The following is an 18228-nucleotide window of genomic DNA, read 5'->3' on the forward strand; positions in this document are numbered from 1 at the left end:
AAAAAGGTATAAAATTGCTTGCCAGTCTTGCTGCAAACTTAGCCTAAACGGTGATCACGATCTAAAAATAAAAACAGAATGCAGCCAAAGATCAATATCAGTAAAGCGACTTGGCTAAATTCATTGATACTCCGCCCAGTAAAATAATACAAGTCTGACTGCCAAACTTGCGTGGGAATATAACGTGCATAGTCCCAAACACTGACTAAACCGCCCAAAAGGCTGAATATGAACAGCCCCATCGCGAAGCGTTTTATTTTTAAACTCACTGGAAAATGTTGTTGATAGGTTTGGTAATAACGCCAACTCATCCATGCCAACAAAGGCAGAGCCAACGCCGATGTCCCAATTTGTAAAATACGGTGTAGTGGGAATGAGTGTCCTAGCAGAGCAACATTCTGGCTTAAAAAGTCCTGAAAAAATAAGGTTCGGAAGTCGGCATGAGTGAGTCCATCCCAGAATAAATGCGTGGCTGTACCGAGAAGTACTGCCAGAATGATGCCGATTAAAAATTTAAAAATACGCATTGCACTGTTGAGCCTAAGCTCATGCTGAATGCCCACAAAACGATAAAAACAGGGCCGTAATAGCACATACCATAAAATACAAAAACTGAGTCCCATCCAAAGATCTGGATGTATGAGTGAAGTCCAGTAGTGAGTAATATTTGAATTGGCTTGTGTAAACAGCCGATAAAGATCTGGGGTCATGCAACCAATGGCAATCGCTGCAACTGGCAATCGGTCACCACTGAGTTTGGCTAAGGGAGGTGCGAGAACAGCATGTGAAATGGTAAAGGGCATTGATTTGTTAGTGTTGGCATCGATTTAGATGGATAGGGCAGTTTATCTTTTTTCTACGATTGGAATGTTTTTTATTGCAATGGTTTTGGAATGTTATATTATAACAATAATCAAAAATTGTTCGCTTGAGTGAGTTCCATGGCTTTCCATAAAAATTTGATAACGCTCTCTATTTTTGCGGTGGTCGCACCTGCCGTTTTTGCAGATGACACAACAACACAACAACTTGAAACGTTGACCAGCCAAGCACATCCACTCGTTCAGACCGCTGCTGATTTTGCCGTCGCCGATCAGGTGATCGAGCAAAAAACATTAAAAGAACGTGCACCGACCATTGGAGATGCTTTGGCAGATGAGTTAGGGGTGTATTCGAATCAATATGGTTCAGGTTCAAGCCGACCTGTGATTCGTGGTCAAGATGGCCCACGAGTGAAAGTCTTACAACATGCTTCAGAAACCGCTGATGTCTCTACTTTATCGCCAGACCATGCAGTGACGGTCGATCCGATTTTGGCCAAGCAAATTGAAATCATCCGTGGTCCTTCAACTCTGTTATATAGTGCAGGCACTGTGGGTGGTTTGGTCAATGTCACCGATCAAAAAATTCCAACCAGCATGCCTGAAAAAGGTTTGGAAGGTACGGCGGGATTACGTTACAACTCTGGCAGTGATGAAAAGTTGGCCAGTGCCGGGACGACGGTTGCTTTGGGCAGTCAGTTTGCTCTACGGGTTGAAGGTTCAAAGCGTGAAGCGAATGACTATATTGCGCCGAACTATTTCCATGAGCATGAGGGTGAACTGGAAAAAGAACGTCGTGTCGGAAATACCTTTGCCAAAGGTGAAACTGTCAGTGTTGGTGGTTCATGGATTGGTGAGCGTGGTTTTGCGGGTATCGCCTATACCAACCGCCAAGATCAGTATGGTTTACCTGGGCACAGTCATGAATATGAGAGCTGTCATCCACATGATGATCATTTGCACTGTGACGGGAGCGATAACCATGGACATACGGATGAACATGATCACTCAGGACACGACCATGCGCATGACGAACATGAGGCAGGGCCTTGGGTTGATTTAAAGTCAGAACGTTATGATTTTCGTACTGAAATTTTAAATCCGATTGCAGGGTTTGATAAGTTACGTGCCCATGCAAGTTATACCGACTACCAGCATGATGAAATTGAAGGTGATAGCGTCGCAACCACCTTTAAAAGTAAAGGTTATGATGCACGTCTAGAAATGGTGCATCAGCCGATTGCGGATTGGGAAGGGGTGGTTGGTGTACAGTACAATCAACAAAAATTAGATATTACTGGTGAGGAGTCTATTTTAGAACCGACCAAGACGCAAAAGTGGAGCGTATTTGGTTTAGAACATAAGCAGTGGAATGACTTCCATTTTGAGTTAGGGGCACGTGTCGATCAGCAGAAGATTGATATTGAGTCAGATCGAAAAGACTATGATGATTATGCCGTGTCCTATTCAGGTGCTGTGAATTGGATGTTTGCACAGGACTATAAACTGTCTTTGGTCGGATCTCATCAAGAGCGTTTACCTTTGGCGCAAGAGCTGTATGCCGATGGTAAGCATCTTGCAACCAATACCTATGAGCGTGGCAATCAAAATCTCGATGTCGAAAAGTCCAATAATCTAGAATTAGGTTTCCATTACGATACGGATAAAATTGATTATCACGTTCATGTTTACCACAACTGGTATGATAACTACATTTATGCGCAAACAACTTATCGTTACAAAAACTTCCGCCTAGTGGATTACACGCAAGACAAAGCGCGTTTTTATGGGACTGAAGCAGAAGCGTCTTATGCCATCAATGATGTGTATAAAATGAGCGTCTTTGGTGACTATGTACGTGGCAAAATTGACAATGACAATGCTCCACGGGTGCCTGCTGGCCGTTTAGGAACAAAAGTGAATGCAAACTTTAGTGACACGTGGTCGGGAACGGCAGAGTACTACCATGTATTTGAACAGGATCGAATTGCAAGCTATGAGACAGAAACTGAGGGCTATAACATGGTGAATTTGGGCTTGGCGTATAATGGTCAGTATATGCAGGGCAATGATTATCGCGTGTATTTCAAAGCCAATAACCTCCTAGATGAGACAGTTTATTCGCATACCTCTTTCTTATCGACCATTCCACAAGTGGGGCGTAACTTCACGGTCGGACTCGACTTTAGTTTCTAAGATGCTATTTCAAGCTTCAACCGAACCTTTTCCGTAAAGAGGAGGTGCTTCTTCTCCTTTAAGGAGAGGGTTCGGGAGAGGTTGCCAAAACATTGACAACAGAAATCCTCTTGAAAAATCAAATAATAAAACCTAGTCTGAGTATATTGGATTAGGTTTTTTGTTATGCGTATCTTTCGAAAATTACATCAAAAGCTCAACTGGACATCGACCCGTTATGTCGGTGTCGTGGTGGGGTTATTGGCTCTGACTTATTTAACCTCCGCAGTTTACCATAGCGTTAAACCACTGCCTGATGGACTAGACTATACAGGTAAGTTACGTCATGCTGATGTCAAATTTATTGCAGATCAAACCTATATTGATGCACAAGGTAAACAGCAACAAGATCACCATATCTTCGACACAGTGTTTAAGTTGATTGAAGATGCACAAACCACAATTGTGCTGGATATGTTCTTGTTTAATGATGAAGTGGGTACATCTCAAGCATCACAACGGGCGTTGACTCGTCAGTTGACCGATGCGTTGATTGTCAAGCGAAGCTTGCATCCAAATATTGAAATCAAAGTCATTACCGACCCAATTAACTCGGTGTATGGCGGGCTCTTACCTGAGCATTACCGTAAATTGCGTCAGGCGGGTGTGGATGTAATTGAAACCGATTTACGTCCACTACGTGCTTCTAACCCTGTTTGGTCAGGTTTTTGGTATATCTGTTGTCAAAATGCAGGCAATAATCCCGACGGTGGTTGGTTAAGAAACCCGTTTGGGGATGAGAAAATTACCCTACGTAGTTATTTAAACTTATTTAATTTCAAAGCTAATCACCGCAAAACTTTGGTGGTCGATACCGCCGAAGGTTGGAAAACCTTGGTCACATCGGCGAATCCGCATGATGGCAGTTCACGACATTCCAATGTAGCGTTGTTGGTAACAGGCAATACCGCAATAGATGTGTTGAAAACAGAGCAAACTGTCGCTCACATGTCTCAGGGCGATGTACCAATGGTGATTCTGGGCGAAATTGCAGGAAATCCATCACAGCCTCAGGTACAGGTGCTGACTGAAAAAGCAATCCTAGATGCAACCCTCAACTTGTTGAATACTGCAAAAGCCAATGACCAGATTGATTTGGCGATGTTCTATTTGTCTGAGCGTCAAATTATCAATGCTTTAAAAGATGCACATAACCGTGGCGTTAAACTTCGGATTTTACTCGACCCAAATAAAGATGCATTTGGTCGTCAAAAGAATGGAATCCCCAACCGCCAAGTCGCATCAGAGCTTAACGATGCAGGTATTACAGTACGTTGGTGTAATACTCAAGGAGAGCAGTGTCATAGCAAAATGATTTTAAAACGCCATGCGCAAGAAGCAGAGCTCATTTTGGGTTCAGCGAATTTTACCGCACGAAATTTGAAAAATTATAACTTAGAGACCAATTTACGTGTGATTGGTCCGTCTAAAGCAGCGGTGTTTACAGATACTCAGCAATATTTTGATGAGGCATGGTCGAATTTAAATGGTCGTCAAATGAGTGTGGATTATGAGCAATATAAAGATGAGTCGAAACTCAAATATGGGCTATACCGCTTTATGGAGTGGAGTGGTTTGTCGACGTTTTAATTTCGAATGCCTTTTGCCATTTTTTGCCGTTTCATGAAAAGTGGCACTTCTATTGTGCAAGATAAAAAATCCCACTTTTTAAAGAGGGATTTAGGTAGATTTAATTTTTAAAATTTTACTGCTCAGGATTGGGCGGGATGATTTGATCCAAATCTTTATCGGTCATGTTATCGAGTTCATGTAGATCGGTTTTGATTTTCCATTTTTCAACGTCTTCTACTGGGCTCGGTAGACGTGCTTCTAACCAGTCACAAATGACATCGGGTGGAAAGTCAGGATGGTTACACTGAATGACCCATGCCAAGAATTGTTTGGCTTCACCATTCATATATGGCGGCGGTGAAACAGGTAGAAACTGCGTCGGTAGGCGCTCATTTTTAGAAATATAGTTCAGTACATGTCCAAGCTCTTGTACCGTTTGCCATGCCAAAGGATGATCTACATCAATTTGAAACTTAAACCACCATGCACTTTTGCCATCTGTGCCATAAGCATCAATCAGATTTTTTTGAATACTGGGCACTTTTGCAAAATATTCATAGAGTCGATCAAAACTTAATTCAGCCACGATTGTTCATCCAATACATTTATAAACAAAGATGAAGTATAAACTGAAAACTCATACGATTTTTTGCTTTTCAAAGAAATCCTGCTTCAGACCATATAGCTGTTATAACGACCAGTGATCTAAAATTGATAATTTGTACATTTTTTATCCATAAAATGAGTTTAAAATAATAATATTCACCTCAGTGGAGGAAGATGATGAAATATTTAAAAATAATCTATGGAATAAGTTTACTCAGCTTATTCCCTGCACTGAGTTTTGCACAACCAGCGACGCGTTATTATGGAAAACCGCTGACTTCACAAACGCAGCGTTTCCCAACCTATGCTGGGCCGTATCAAGGTGCATTGCCCAGACCTACATCACCATCTCAAATTGAGCCCCCTCATCACAGACCACCTCCGCATCATCCATCACATGGCGGGTATCCGATGCGACCAGGGGTGAGTATTATTTATCGAGCCCCTAGTTATTCAACCTATAGTCAGGAAACCAGTAGCTATGTGTATGGAGATGGTGATTCCAGCATTGAAAGCCGTGATTATGTGTTGATTACCGATTGGCGACGTTTGGGATTACCAGAGCCACCTGAAGGCATGCACTGGATTTATGAAAATGGATGCTATGCCTTAGAACCAGATTAAAAATAAATGAATCTTTGATCGATATAGAAAACCCTCCGTTGTTTAGATGGAGGGTTTTTGTGGTGAATTAAGAATTAAGCGAGTTCATCGTCTTGTGGGCGTGGTGTTTTGCCTTCAGCTAAGGGCTTGTCGGCATGTTTATCCCGAATCACCGAAGGATAATTCCATGATGCATAACGCACCACCAAGATTGCAATCGCCATAATTAGAATTGAACCCGTAATAATCACCAAATCCATATCGGCTTTGTGGTCATGCTGGATATCGGAAATTAAAAGTCGGGTGAGGGCAGTGATCGCAATATAAATTAAAAAGCGGACAGGCATGTGGTTGGTTTTAAAATAGATACCGACCATTGCACCCAGTTCGAGGTAGATGAATAACAGCAAAATATCATCAATCGAGGCGTACTGTTTAATGGTCAGAATCTCATAAACGGTATGTCCCGCCGACCAAATCACCATACAGCCAATAATAAATAAAGCCACATAGTGAAAACTTTCCACTGCGGTATTGCCTAGTTTGTCGAGGAGGGTTTCTATTTTTTCTATTTTGGGGTCACGGTTGGTCATGGCTGCCTCCTCATACTTTGCGGATATTATATTGAATCATATGCAAATTTCATGCAAATGACGAGAAATTGATTATAAAAAGCTGACGTAAAAAAAACGCCTGACTGGTCAGGCGTTTTTTATCGTGTATGAACTAATTAAGCTTGGTTGATGAAGTAGTCTTCAGAGAAGTTCATGATAACTTCTGCACCCGCTTTTACTTTGGCAATACGTAAGTCGATTTCAGGCAAAATACGCTGTGTAAAGTAAGCCGCAAGTGCCAATTTGTTTTGATAGAAATCACCATCTTTGGCTTTTGCAGCATTGGCAATTCTTGCAAACATATAGGCAAAGCTGAGTAGGCCAACTGCATGTAAGTAATCTACTGCTGCTGCATTCGGGAACTCTGCACTTTCAGCAGTACGTTCAAGGATATACTTAGTCACTTCTTCCACTTCAGTTGCAGCATCGAGTGTTGCATCTTTAATGAAGTTTAGGTCAGCGTCTAAGCTGTTAGCAAAGTCACGGATTTCAGAAATGTAGTCTGCGATAAATGCACCACCACATTTAATGGTTTTACGACCGATTAAATCTTGAGACTGAACGCCGTTGGTGCCTTCATAGATTTGTGCAATACGCAAGTCACGTACACATTGCTCCATGCCCCATTCACGAATATAACCATGACCACCGAAGACCATTTGTGCATCTAAAGTTGCTTGGAATGCTGTGTCAGTTAAATATGCTTTTGCAATAGGGGTTAGCAATGCAACACGGTCATTGGCTGCTTTCACCGCTTCAGGGTCTGTTGAGAACTTGGTGATATCCAGTTGCTGACCCACGTAAACTGCAAATGCACGAGATGCTTCATTGTTCGCACGTGCATTCAGCAACATACGACGCACATCACCATGAACTAAAATGCTGTCCGCAGGTTTAGCTGGCGATTGAACACCCGACGCGCTACGACCTTGTAGACGGTCTGTCGCGTACTGTGCCGCATTTTGGTAAGCAAATTCAGATGCGCCTAAACCTTGAATACCCATCGATAAACGTTCGTAGTTCATCATCACGAACATTGCCGCAAGGCCTTCATTTTCTTTACCGACCAAGTAACCTTTGGCACCGTCAAAGTTCATCACACAAGTCGCAGACGCTTTGATCCCCATTTTGTGTTCAATTGAACCTGGACCTGCTGCATTACGCTCGCCCACAGAACCATCTGCATTCACAAGGAATTTAGGTACGATGAATAATGAAATACCACGTGAACCCGCAGGTGCATCTGGTGTTTTCGCTAGAACTAAGTGAATGATATTTTCTGCTAAGTCGTGGTCACCGCCAGTAATAAAGATTTTGGTTCCTGTAATGTTATAGGTGCCGTCTTCGTTACGTTCAGCTTTAGTTTTGATAATGCCTAAATCTGTACCTGCATGTGGCTCAGTTAAACACATGGTCCCAGACCATTCACCTGAGTATATTTTAGGTAAATAGGTTTCTTTTTGTTCTTGTGATGCATAGCTGTTTAACGCCATGCCAGCACCGACAGAAAGAAGTGGGTAGAGCATGAATGATGGGTTAGTTGCGAACAGCATTTCATCTGCAAGAACTGTCAGCATTTTTGGCATGCCTTGACCGCCCCATTCCTCATCAGCCGCTAAGCCAATCCAACCGCCTTCTGCATATTGCTTAAACGCTTCTTTAAAACCAGCAGGTGTGGTGACTGCACCATTGCTATAAGTTGCACCTTCTTCATCACCTGTACGGTTTAAAGGCAGGGTTACGTTTTGTGCAAATTTAGCCATTTCCTCGAGGATCGCTTCAGCCGTCGCACTGTCTACATGAGCTAGATTTTCATTAGACTGCCAGAACTGATCTGCGTTGAAAACGTCATTGAGGATAAATTTCATATCCGCAAGTGGGGCATTATAAATTGGCATGTTCGTTCACCTGTTTATTGTTTGAATCTCTGTAGACTTAGGGCAGCTTAACTAACAATGGAGAGTGTTGTCAGATGACCCAAGCGAAATAACGCTCTATTTATAATGAAAAAGGACCGCCAAAGCTATGACTGTCCTTTTTCATTTCTGTACTCAAGAGTACAACTATTTCGAATATCGAATTAGTTATTAACTACTTAGAATGCAAAGTGCTCTGCATCTAATGCGAGTAACGGTTCTACACCACCAGCAATCACGTCAACGTGTGAGCGAACACGTGGAAGAATCTTCTTGAAGTAGAAGCGAGCTGTAGTAACTTTCGCGTTATAGAAGTCAACGTCAGTTGTACCTGCAGCCAATGTTTCTTGAGCTACAAGAGCCATACGTGCCCATAGGTAAGCAAGCGTTACATAACCAGAGAAGTAGAGGTAATCGACCGCAGCAGCACCCACTTCATCTGGGTTTTGCATTGCTTTCATACCAATTTGCATGGTTAAGTCGCCCCACTCTTTGTTTAGAGCAGCAAGAGGTTCAACAAACTCTTTCATTGCAGCATTGTCTTTGTTTGCTTCAACAAATTTGTGAACAATCTTAGTGAAGTCTTTCAACATTGCACCTTGAGTACCCAAAACCTTACGACCTAACAAGTCAAGTGCTTGGATTTCAGTTGTTCCTTCGTATAGACACGCAATACGTGTATCACGAACAATTTGTTCCATGCCATGCTCTGAAATAAAGCCATGACCACCGAACACTTGAACGCCGTGTTTTGCAGACTCAGAACCTGTTTCAGTCAAGAATGCTTTTGCGATTGGTGTAAGCAACGACAAGATGTTGTCAGAGTATTTACGCTCTTCTTCAGTTGCACCTTGTTCAACCACGTCAGCATGTAGAGACAATAAGTAAACCAGTGCACGACCGCCTTCAGCAAATGCTTTTTGAGTTAACAGCATGTTACGAACAGCAGGGTGAACAATAATTGGGTCTGCTTCTTTTTCTGGAGCTTTAGGGCCTGTTAAAGAACGCATTGCCAAACGGTCTTTTGCATAGGTTAATGCACCTTGGAATGCACCTTCAGATGCAGATAAACCTTGAACTGCTGTACCAATACGAGCAGTGTTCATGAAGGTGAACATGCAGTTTAAGCCGCGGTTTTCAGGCCCAATGAGGAAACCTTTTGCGTTATCAAAGTTGATTACGCAAGTTGAGTTACCATGGATCCCCATTTTGTGTTCGATAGAACCACAACGCACCGCATTACGCTCACCCACAGTACCATCTGCGTTTAAGTTAAACTTTGGTACGATGAATAAAGAAATACCTTTAGTGCCTTTAGGTGCGCCAGGAAGACGAGCAAGGACGATGTGAACAATGTTCTCAGCCATGTCATGTTCACCCGCTGAGATAAAGATTTTCTCACCAGTGATTGCATAGCTACCGTCAGCTTGTGGCTCAGCTTTAGTACGGATAATACCCAAGTCAGAACCAGCGTGTGATTCTGTTAAGCACATCGTACCTGTCCAAACACCTGAAACAAGGTTTGGTAAGTAAGCATCTTTTTGTTCAGCTGAACCGTGATGTTCTAAAGTACGAACTGCACCGTGAGAAAGACCAGGGTACATACCCCATGCCCAGTTTGCAGTACCGACCATTTCTGAAATTACGTTACCTAAAGAAACAGGTAATGCTTGACCGCCGTATTGCTCTTCAGCAGAAAGAGAAGGGAAGCCAAGTTCGATATATTTTTGATACGCTTCTTTAAAGCCTGTTGGAGTTGTAACAACGCCATCATTCCAAGTACAACCTTCGCGGTCGCCGCTTTGGTTGATTGGAGATAATTCGTTTTCACAGAAATCTGCAGCAGCTTCTAAATATTGGTCAACCAATTCACGGCTTACGGTTTCCTGAAATGCAGGCAATTTAGAATAGTGTTCTTCTGCATTTAATAGCTCATGCAGTACGAATTGCATATCACGTAAGGGCGCTTTGTATTGTGGCATATCGGTTTCCTCAATACTGGTTTAACCAGCTTATAATCCTAATAAACATAAAAACGTGTCTTCTTTGACACGGATTGGAATAACTTAATCGTGCAACATCTTCTAATTTGGTACAAGCGGTTCGGGTGCTTTTCTTGGTGACTGTAAAGTCAAATAAATATTATTCAAAATCGCTAAGTGCACTGAGTGTAAACAGTTTTGCTACTTTTGGCATGACATAAATAGTCAAAAGCGTAAAAAGTTATGTCCAATAAAAAAGGCGCAATTTGCGCCGTTTTTATCTATTTATGCTTTTTAGAGTAGCTTACGCGGCCTTATTTGGTGCTGAAACAGGGCCTTTAGGCTGGAAGTGAACGATACATTTGCCATCTACTGTTTGTGTGCCAACTTTTAACTGTACGGCTTTACCATCGGTTTGACCTTGGCAGGCTTTGATCGCAGCTTGTTGGCGCGCTTGACGTTCAGCTAAACGTTGATCGTATTGCTGGGTTAACTCAGCACGTTTCGCATCGGTTAGCGGTTCGCCGCGTTGCATATGCATACCACGGAATTCACCACGATCGGCTTGATCTCCACGCATTGGGCGGTGTTCACCACGTTTCATTTCATCGCGGTTCGGTTTAAACGAAATCGCACATGTGCCATCTAGTGTTTGCTCACCTGCTTTGACTTGGACTGCTGAACCCACCGCTTTGCCATCGCAGGCTTTTTTAATGTCTTGCATGACCTGTTTGCGTTCAGTACGCATTTTTTCAAACTGTTCACGTTGTTCAGGTGTCATGTGACGGTCTTTTTGATAATGACCATGCATATGTTGCGACTGCTCCATATCTTTCGGTGCTTGGGTCGATTGACAGGCAGTCAACGCACCTACAGATAAAACGCTGGCAATGGCTAAAGCCATTTTTGTCATCTTATTCATTTTACAACTCCCCCATACAAGAGCATGTGATTTTGGATAATTAAAGATTAAATAATAAAGATGTAGAAACAATGGAGAGTTTTTTGATGCAGTGTTCTATACAATAACAAGGCAAAAGAACGACCGAGAGATTGCTTTTGAAGATTCGCCGCGTACCGATTGCTTTACGCTTATTCCTCACTGTATTGCTGACCACTTTGGTGATTACCACGGTGAGTTTAGGTGTGCTGCATTGGACCATGCAAAAGAATTTTGCCAAATATGTGGCGGACGTGGAAATGCAAAAGCTCGATCATCTGATTGATAACTTGGCAGGGGTTTATAGTACCTATCATGACTGGGGCAATGCCATTCAAGCGCAAATTTTGCAGATTGAAGGGCATGCCGCGCCAGATGATTATGACCGTCTCTCTCGTTGGTGGTTGCGCCGCCAGTACGATATTGCTCTACAACAGCGTTATTTTAAAGAAAATACCAAAACCTTACTCAGTGATGTCTCTACCACTGAAGTCAAACATGAAAAACAGATTTTAACCGAACAAGAACTGCAAGCTTTGGAGGAAAATTTACCTTCGGAGTTTCAACCCTTTGAAGGTTTAAAGTTTCCGCTCAGCGCCAATCAAAATGTGTTCCGCCCAGATCGTAAAAAAGAAGAGATTGAACAAGAGAGCAAACAAAACACAGGCAAAAAACAGTTTATATCCACACCTGACCGTTTAGGTCTGAGTTCGCGTTTGTCTTTATACGATACGCAGCGTCAGTTTGTGGTCGGTGAACCCTCGGATGATCAGGTTTCTTTCCGTCCTATTGTGGTGAATAACCAAGTGGTGGGGTACTTGGGGTTGAAACCAGTCCTCGATCAAGATGATGCGTTGAGTATTAACTTCTTTAGTAACCAAAAACGTTATTTATTACTGGTCTATGGTTTAACTGTTTTTGCCAGTTTAATTGCTGCGCTGTTACTTGCGACTTATTTTAAGACACCGATTCAACGCTTGTTGAATGGTACGCGTGAATTAACCAAGGGTAATTTTCAGCATCAAGTTAAAGTGAATCGAAACGATGAGTTGGGTGATTTATCCAATGAACTGAATCAATTGGCGGTGATTTTAGATCAGCATGAAATTTCACGTCGTCAGTGGGTGTCAGATACTTCGCACGAGTTGAAAACTCCGCTTGCAGTATTACAAGCGCAGATCGAAGCGATGCAAGACGGTATTCGAAAACCAACGCCTGAGCATTTTGAATCAATGTTACGCCAAGTCACCAGTTTGAAAAAACTCACGCATGACTTGGCCGATTTGGCACAAGCAGAAGCACAGCAATTAAACTGTTACTTTGCAACCGTGAACCCGTGGGCGGTGATTGAGCAAGAAGTGGAAAACTTTAAGCCGAAATTTGAACAGGCCCATTTAAGCATCAGTGTTGAAGGTGAGGGCGCAGAGTTACAACTTGATATTGACCGCTTTAAGCAAATCATGGTCAATTTGTTGGGCAATAGCATTCGTTATACCGAAGCGGGGGGGCAGGTTCGAGTTCATACGGAACAGTCCGCAACAGATTGGACGGTCTATGTCGATGACAGTCCATATGGTTTAAGTGACGAACAGTTGGCACGACTCGGTGAGCGTTTCTATCGAGTCGATGACTCGCGTACACGGAGCACAGGTGGTACAGGTTTAGGTTTGGCTTTATCGGCTAAATTGGCACAGGCTTTAGGCGGCGAATTGAGTTTTGCTCATTCGCCTTTGGGTGGTTTACGTTGCAAGTTAACGTTCCCAAAAAAATGAAACACAAAAGGAAGTATGTATGAAACATATTATGCTGGTTGAAGATGAAGTAGAACTTGCACAATTGGTCCGCGATTATCTTGAAGCAGCGGGCTTTGAAGTCAGTATGTTTCACGATGGTCAAGACGCATTTGATAGCTTTACGCAGCGTAAACCGAGTCTGATGATTTTAGACTTGATGGTGCCACGTATGGATGGCTTAACTATTTGCCGTAAAGTCCGTGAACAGTCGGATTTGCCGATTATTATGGTCACTGCACGTACGGAAGAAATTGATCGTGTGCTTGGCTTAAACATGGGTGCAGACGATTACGTATGTAAACCCTTTAGCCCGAAAGAATTGGTGGCACGTGTTCAAGCCGTGTTACGTCGTTTAGAGCGTAAGGCTGAGCCTGAAGATCAGTCTTTGTTTCGTATGGATAAAGCACAGCAACGCATTTGGTATCAGCAAAAGCCTTTAAACCTAACGCCGACCGAGTTTCGTTTATTGGAGCTATTTTTAGAGCATGTCGGGCAAGTCTATTCACGTGCGCAGTTGCTAGATCATATCAATCCAGACAGCTTTGAAGTGGCGGATCGAGTGATTGATAGCCATATTAAAAACTTACGTCGTAAGATTTCGGATGCAGCTGAAACAGGCAATCGTCATGAATGGGTTCAGGCGGTATATGGGGTAGGCTACCGTTTTGAATATCCCGAAGATTAATTCAGTTTTCTGAACGAAAGAAGAAGCGGATCAGTATTGGGCTATCCGCTTTTTTTTTATGGGATGGAGTCAAGGCAGCAATCAAAACTTGTAGTCTGTTTAAATTTTCAGTTGGTGAATGAAACCGAGTAATCGGCGATTTTAAAGGACAAGACTAGTTGACCGCCTGTACAAGCGGTACAATTCACTTTTTTATCAGATGAGCATGTGTTTTGAGCAGCGAGACGCCTAAACTTCAGCGCCGTTTAAAGAACCGCCATATTCAATTGATCGCCATGGGTGGCGCAATTGGTACAGGGCTGTTCTTAGGTTCAGCACATATTATTGAGTCTGCTGGCCCATCGATTATTTTGGGTTATATGATTGGCGGTTTGATTGCATTTTTAATTATGCGTCAGCTCGGTGAAATGATTGTGCATGAGCCTGTGACGGGTTCATTCAGCTACTTTGCCTTCAAATATTGGGGGCGGTTTTCAGGCTTTTTAACAGGCTGGAACTACTGGGTGCTGTATATCTTGGTGGTGATGACTGAGCTGACCGCGATTGGTAAGTATGTGAATTACTGGTGGCCACATATTCCTGCGTGGGTCTCGGTGCTGGTGTTTTTTGTGGTGATCACACTGGCCAATCTCGCTAATGTCAAACTGTATGCGGAGTCTGAGTTCTGGCTGTCGATGATTAAAGTTGTGGCGATTATCACCATGATCATCTTCGGGGTTTATCTGTTGTTGACGGCTGATGTCGGTTCCACTGCCTCCATCACGAACTTATGGGTACATGGCGGGTTTTTCCCACATGGCTTTGAAGGCCTATTTTATATGCTGGCCTTTATGATGTTTGCCTTTGGTGGCATTGAGCTGATCAGTATGGCGGCTGCGGAAACCGAAGATCCTGAAAAGAACATTCCAAAAGCCGTCAATCAAACGGTGATTCGGGTTTTCCTATTCTATATTTGCTCGCTGGCGATTCTTTTGTCTTTGGTACCTTGGAATCAATTGGATTTGGGTGGCTTAGATAAAAGTCCATTCGTGCTTATTTTTAAGCAAATGGGCATTGATTGGGCTGCGCATTTACTCAATTTTATTATTCTGACTGCATCGGTTTCGGTTTGTAATAGTGGCATGTATGCCAATAGTCGCATGCTATTAGGTCTGGCCGAACAGGGCAATGCCCAGCAAGTTTTTAAGCAGGTGAATCGACAAGGGACACCGATTGCGGCTGTTTTATTTTCAGCATTACTGATTTTCGGTTGTGTACTTTTAAATTACTTCTTACCTGAAAAAGCGCTCAGTTATCTGATTTATATTGTGGTTAGTGCAGCGGTGCTGAATTGGATGATGATCAGTTTGATCCATCTTAAATTTAGACAGAGTATGAAAAAACAAGGCATTCAAACCAAGTTTCCAGCGTTGTTTGCACCATTTAGCAATTATTTTGTTTTAGTCTTTATGCTGATGATTTTATATATCATGTGGAATCAGGGTTTTATGCTTTCCGTATTGATGCTTCCTGTCTGGATTTTCGTGTTATTCATTTTGTTTAAAACATTGGAGGCGAAGAAAAGCTAAAGCGTAGCTGATGATGTTGAAAGGGCTCAATATGAGTCCTTTTTTATTGGGCTTTTGATCATTAGGGTTCTGACGTATTGTTAAATTATCAGTATTTTAAATAATGTTTTTAGTTTGTCTTTTTATTTTTGTTTTAGACAAAGTCGATGAGTCTGTATTCAAATCAGCGAAGCATTCTGCTAGCCATGTGTATGTCACTTAGGGGGGAACTGTAAGATAGCTCCAAACTTTTCACAATACATTCAAATCAGCAATTGAGCAGGTAAATGACCTAGATTTCATTCCATCTCGGAGGGTCTTCGTAAGAGGTTCACCATAGCTTTTGGATTAATTTGATTGGAGAGTGAGCGACTTGCATACTCCATCTTTTCGGACGGGTATGTATCGATAATTAAATAGGCAAAATTGAGAAAAGAGAGGTTGTATATCCAACAGATTGAAGTACTGAGCTATAAAGTTGCTTTTAAAGTACTCAAAAACTAATTTTAATGAGTAAGGTTCAGCTACGGTCATCCTGGAAACTATCCACAATTTCTGCGGATAATTTTGCGGGTAAGTCTAATTAAGCGTATTTTTCCATGTACGTTTTGGCTTACAACTATTCAAGCGGATTGCGTCTAGGTCAGCCCTAAGATTTTTTATATGATGCAGTCATAGAGAACAGGATGTTCCAAAACATAAAACAAAAATGATAAGTTCAGCACGAGGATGTGAGGTACGACAGGAGTTATACCTAACTAAGTGATACGAAAAAAGCCCGACAGGATGTCGGGCTTTTTTTATCATCTATAAATGTCTTATTTCACTTTTCGTTTCAAAATGTGGGTTCCAAATGGGCAATACGTAGAAAACGTCAAAAAGCTATTGAGTCGAGACAATATGCGTCCAAATCTATGACCTGTTGGATGAAGCAATAGCACTGAGCTTTAGAAAATGTAAAAGGAAAAATCCTTTTCATTCAATACATATTTAGGTGATGGCTTGAAGTGCAGCGATTCGCTGTCTTTGTCGTTTATTCAGCTTGGATACTACGAGTTCATAAGAACTCTGTACTAGATCAATGACTAAATCCGAATCCAAGTTTTTATCTTCATAAATTGAAATCCAATGTTTTTTATTCATATGCCATCCTGCATGAATATACGGATAAATATCACGTAGCATCGCACCATGGTCAGGCGTGACTTTTAAGTTACTTAAAGTTGCCCCACTTAATGATGAATTGAGCAAAAACATTTTATCCATGACTTTATAGACATCACAGCCTTCACCAAAGGGTTGACTACACGTCACTTCTGGCAGGGCAAGTGCGGCTTTTGCAGCAATAAGATGTAGGGACATGGTGATTATCACTCAATGGGCGAAGCCCTGTGGATATTGTTTAATTTATCCACAGTTTAAGCCAAACGTTTAAGAGGAACAACTCACCATCACTTCAGGAACATCGGTAGGTAAAGGGGCTAAATCCTCCGCTTTCTCTAGGGCTACATTCCGCTCAAATGGGTGGCTGAGGAGGTCAAATAAGCGTTCGACTTCTGAGAAATTATTGCGCTCAGCCAGTTCAATCGCTTTTTGCGCCATGTGATTGCGTAGGATATAAACAGGGTTGGCTTGTTGCATGGCTGCATCCAGTTCTGTTGTGTCTTGATTGGCACGAATCTGTTCATATTGCGCAAGGAAACTTTCAAACTGACGGCGGTCAAGGCAGTCATCTTTAATTGTTTCATATTGTTTATTCTGCAAACGAGTAAAGCTCTGTGTGTAGTCGAGCTGTTCGGTTTGTAGAATCCGTAAGAAGGTCATGGCACAGTCAAAACTTTCAGTGTGGAAATGAGGTAAGCCCATTTTCTGACTTAAACCCAGTTTATAGTGCTCCAAGAACGTGGGTTCATAGTGCTCTAGGCAAGTGGCAAGGTCTTGCTTCCATTGTTCTTTGTCATAGTCTTGCGGACAAAGCGGAATGAGGTTATTCAACCATGTCCATAAGTTCCAGTGTCCAATGCTCGGCTGCTGCTGATAGGTATAGCGGCCTTGGTAGTCGGAGTGATTGTTAATCCAATTCGGACGGAAGCGTTCCATAAAACCATAGGGGCCAAAATCGAGGGTTGAACCCGTAATGTTTAAATTATCGGTATTCATCACTCCGTGTGCGAAGCCGACCAATTGCCATTTGGCAATCATGACCGCAGTCCGTTGAATCACTTGGGTTGCAAATGCCAAAGCAGGTTGTTCTGCCTCTAAACATTCGGGGTAATGCCATGCGATGCATTTTTGCGTAAATTCGCCAAGTAAATCAGGTTGGTACTGGTTGATCCACTCAAAATGTCCCAAGCGAATATGGCAGTCTGATGTACGTAACATCATCGCACCCAGCTCTAATTTTTCACGTTGTACACCTTGAGCCGACGAGGTAAAGCCGACAGCGTTACTTGATGCTATGCCTAAACTATTCAGTGCATGTCCAGCCAAGTACTCACGAATGACGGAGCGGAGTACCGCACGGCCATCTCCCATACGTGAGTAAGGGGTAGAGCCCGCACCCTTTAAATGCAGGTCAATGGTTTGTTCATGTTGATCAAGGATTTGCGCAATCAATAAACCACGACCATCACCAAGCTGTCCTGCCCACTGACCAAATTGATGTCCAGCATAGACCATTGCCAAAGGTTCAAATTCACTAAAGGTTTTCTGGCCGCTACAAATCTCTACCCAAGACTGTTTGTCAGCTTCAGACCATTGCAACTGTTCCGCTAAAGCGGCATTGAAATGACCAGCTTTTGCCCCTTTTAGTGGAAGGGGCTGTTGATGGTGATAAAGCTTTGAAGGAAGGAGGGAATAGCGTGAGTTGAACTGCATAGTGAAAGATCACAAGGGATAAGCCATGACCCCATCA

14 protein-coding genes are annotated in these 18228 nt (G+C 42.5%); 6 read left to right on the forward strand and 8 right to left on the reverse strand.

All coding sequences use genetic code 11. The features are described from left to right. Window positions 1-38 precede the first annotated feature (38 nt). Entirely contained in the window at window positions 39-803 is a 765-nt protein-coding gene (locus CDG62_RS05500) for a DUF4184 family protein (RefSeq protein WP_087527988.1), read from the reverse strand. Between the two features lie 138 nt (window positions 804-941). Between CDG62_RS05500 and znuD the strand changes: the two genes are divergently transcribed. Together znuD and CDG62_RS05510 are read left to right on the forward strand one after the other, a co-directional pair. Then, window positions 942-3017 (forward strand): zinc piracy TonB-dependent receptor ZnuD, encoded by a 2076-nt coding sequence (gene znuD / locus CDG62_RS05505; RefSeq protein WP_087527987.1) that lies wholly within the window; start codon window positions 942-944, stop codon window positions 3015-3017. 165 nt (window positions 3018-3182) lie between these two features. Continuing rightward, window positions 3183-4646: a phospholipase D family protein gene (locus tag CDG62_RS05510; RefSeq protein ID WP_087527986.1), complete on the forward strand. Its 1464-nt coding sequence runs from the start codon at window positions 3183-3185 to the stop codon at window positions 4644-4646. A 115-nt stretch (window positions 4647-4761) separates the two neighbouring features. Here CDG62_RS05510 and CDG62_RS05515 read toward each other — a convergent pair whose 3' ends face one another. Beyond that, window positions 4762-5214, reverse strand: coding sequence for a hypothetical protein (locus CDG62_RS05515; RefSeq protein ID WP_087527985.1), 453 nt, complete (start codon window positions 5212-5214; stop codon window positions 4762-4764). Window positions 5215-5408: 194 nt separating this feature from the next. Here CDG62_RS05515 and CDG62_RS05520 point away from each other — a divergent pair, with 194 nt between their 5' ends. After that, the gene (locus CDG62_RS05520; RefSeq protein ID WP_228254423.1) at window positions 5409-5858 is read left to right on the forward strand and encodes an RcnB family protein; all 450 of its coding nucleotides are present in this window, start codon (window positions 5409-5411) and stop codon (window positions 5856-5858) included. A 74-nt stretch (window positions 5859-5932) separates the two neighbouring features. Here the strand turns inward: CDG62_RS05520 and CDG62_RS05525 are convergent, their stop codons facing one another. From CDG62_RS05525 to CDG62_RS05540, 4 genes are all read right to left on the reverse strand, one after another. Next, window positions 5933-6430, reverse strand: coding sequence for a phosphate-starvation-inducible protein PsiE (locus tag CDG62_RS05525; RefSeq protein WP_078388473.1), 498 nt, complete (start codon window positions 6428-6430; stop codon window positions 5933-5935). 137 nt (window positions 6431-6567) lie between these two features. After that, a complete protein-coding gene (locus tag CDG62_RS05530; RefSeq protein WP_087527983.1) occupies window positions 6568-8349 on the reverse strand; it encodes an acyl-CoA dehydrogenase C-terminal domain-containing protein in 1782 nt (593 codons plus the stop codon). Window positions 8350-8546: 197 nt separating this feature from the next. Continuing rightward, window positions 8547-10349: an acyl-CoA dehydrogenase C-terminal domain-containing protein gene (locus tag CDG62_RS05535; RefSeq protein ID WP_087527982.1), complete on the reverse strand. Its 1803-nt coding sequence runs from the start codon at window positions 10347-10349 to the stop codon at window positions 8547-8549. 304 nt (window positions 10350-10653) lie between these two features. Then, window positions 10654-11271: a hypothetical protein gene (locus CDG62_RS05540; RefSeq protein WP_087527981.1), complete on the reverse strand. Its 618-nt coding sequence runs from the start codon at window positions 11269-11271 to the stop codon at window positions 10654-10656. Between the two features lie 137 nt (window positions 11272-11408). Here CDG62_RS05540 and baeS point away from each other — a divergent pair, with 137 nt between their 5' ends. The 3 genes from baeS to CDG62_RS05555 all read left to right on the forward strand — a co-directional run bounded on the left by baeS (window position 11409) and on the right by CDG62_RS05555 (window position 15335). Beyond that, a complete protein-coding gene (baeS, locus tag CDG62_RS05545) occupies window positions 11409-13061 on the forward strand; it encodes a sensor histidine kinase efflux regulator BaeS (protein WP_087528005.1) in 1653 nt (550 codons plus the stop codon). A gap of 19 nt (window positions 13062-13080) precedes the next feature. Further along, window positions 13081-13767, forward strand: coding sequence for a response regulator (locus CDG62_RS05550; RefSeq protein ID WP_004983596.1), 687 nt, complete (start codon window positions 13081-13083; stop codon window positions 13765-13767). A gap of 212 nt (window positions 13768-13979) precedes the next feature. Beyond that, window positions 13980-15335, forward strand: a complete 1356-nt coding sequence (locus tag CDG62_RS05555) for an amino acid permease (protein ID WP_087527980.1) — start codon at window positions 13980-13982, stop codon at window positions 15333-15335. Window positions 15336-16304: 969 nt separating this feature from the next. Here CDG62_RS05555 and CDG62_RS05560 read toward each other — a convergent pair. Then, window positions 16305-16676 carry an MmcQ/YjbR family DNA-binding protein gene (locus tag CDG62_RS05560; RefSeq protein WP_087527979.1) on the reverse strand — a complete coding sequence of 124 codons (372 nt, stop codon included), beginning with the start codon at window positions 16674-16676 and terminating at the stop codon, window positions 16305-16307. A 69-nt stretch (window positions 16677-16745) separates the two neighbouring features. Next, window positions 16746-18191 (reverse strand): protein adenylyltransferase SelO, encoded by a 1446-nt coding sequence (locus CDG62_RS05565; protein WP_087527978.1) that lies wholly within the window; start codon window positions 18189-18191, stop codon window positions 16746-16748. Between the last annotated feature and the right edge of the window lie 37 nt (window positions 18192-18228).

This window comes from Acinetobacter sp. WCHA55 (assembly GCF_002165305.2).
In the GTDB taxonomy this organism is placed as follows: Bacteria; Pseudomonadota; Gammaproteobacteria; order Pseudomonadales; family Moraxellaceae; genus Acinetobacter.

What these genes read in the sequence shown, in the direction of transcription:
- znuD (WP_087527987.1), top strand. Translation starts at nt 942, where the DNA reads ATGGCTTTCCATAAAAATTTGATAACGCTCTCTATTTTTGCGGTGGTC.
- CDG62_RS05560 (WP_087527979.1), bottom strand. Translation starts at nt 16,676, where the DNA reads ATGTCCCTACATCTTATTGCTGCAAAAGCCGCACTTGCCCTGCCAGAA.
- CDG62_RS05500 (WP_087527988.1), bottom strand. Translation starts at nt 803, where the DNA reads ATGCCCTTTACCATTTCACATGCTGTTCTCGCACCTCCCTTAGCCAAA.
- CDG62_RS05550 (WP_004983596.1), top strand. Translation starts at nt 13,081, where the DNA reads ATGAAACATATTATGCTGGTTGAAGATGAAGTAGAACTTGCACAATTG.
- CDG62_RS05535 (WP_087527982.1), bottom strand. Translation starts at nt 10,349, where the DNA reads ATGCCACAATACAAAGCGCCCTTACGTGATATGCAATTCGTACTGCAT.
- CDG62_RS05525 (WP_078388473.1), bottom strand. Translation starts at nt 6,430, where the DNA reads ATGACCAACCGTGACCCCAAAATAGAAAAAATAGAAACCCTCCTCGAC.
- CDG62_RS05530 (WP_087527983.1), bottom strand. Translation starts at nt 8,349, where the DNA reads ATGCCAATTTATAATGCCCCACTTGCGGATATGAAATTTATCCTCAAT.
- CDG62_RS05510 (WP_087527986.1), top strand. Translation starts at nt 3,183, where the DNA reads ATGCGTATCTTTCGAAAATTACATCAAAAGCTCAACTGGACATCGACC.
- CDG62_RS05540 (WP_087527981.1), bottom strand. Translation starts at nt 11,271, where the DNA reads ATGAATAAGATGACAAAAATGGCTTTAGCCATTGCCAGCGTTTTATCT.
- CDG62_RS05565 (WP_087527978.1), bottom strand. Translation starts at nt 18,191, where the DNA reads ATGCAGTTCAACTCACGCTATTCCCTCCTTCCTTCAAAGCTTTATCAC.
- CDG62_RS05520 (WP_228254423.1), top strand. Translation starts at nt 5,409, where the DNA reads ATGATGAAATATTTAAAAATAATCTATGGAATAAGTTTACTCAGCTTA.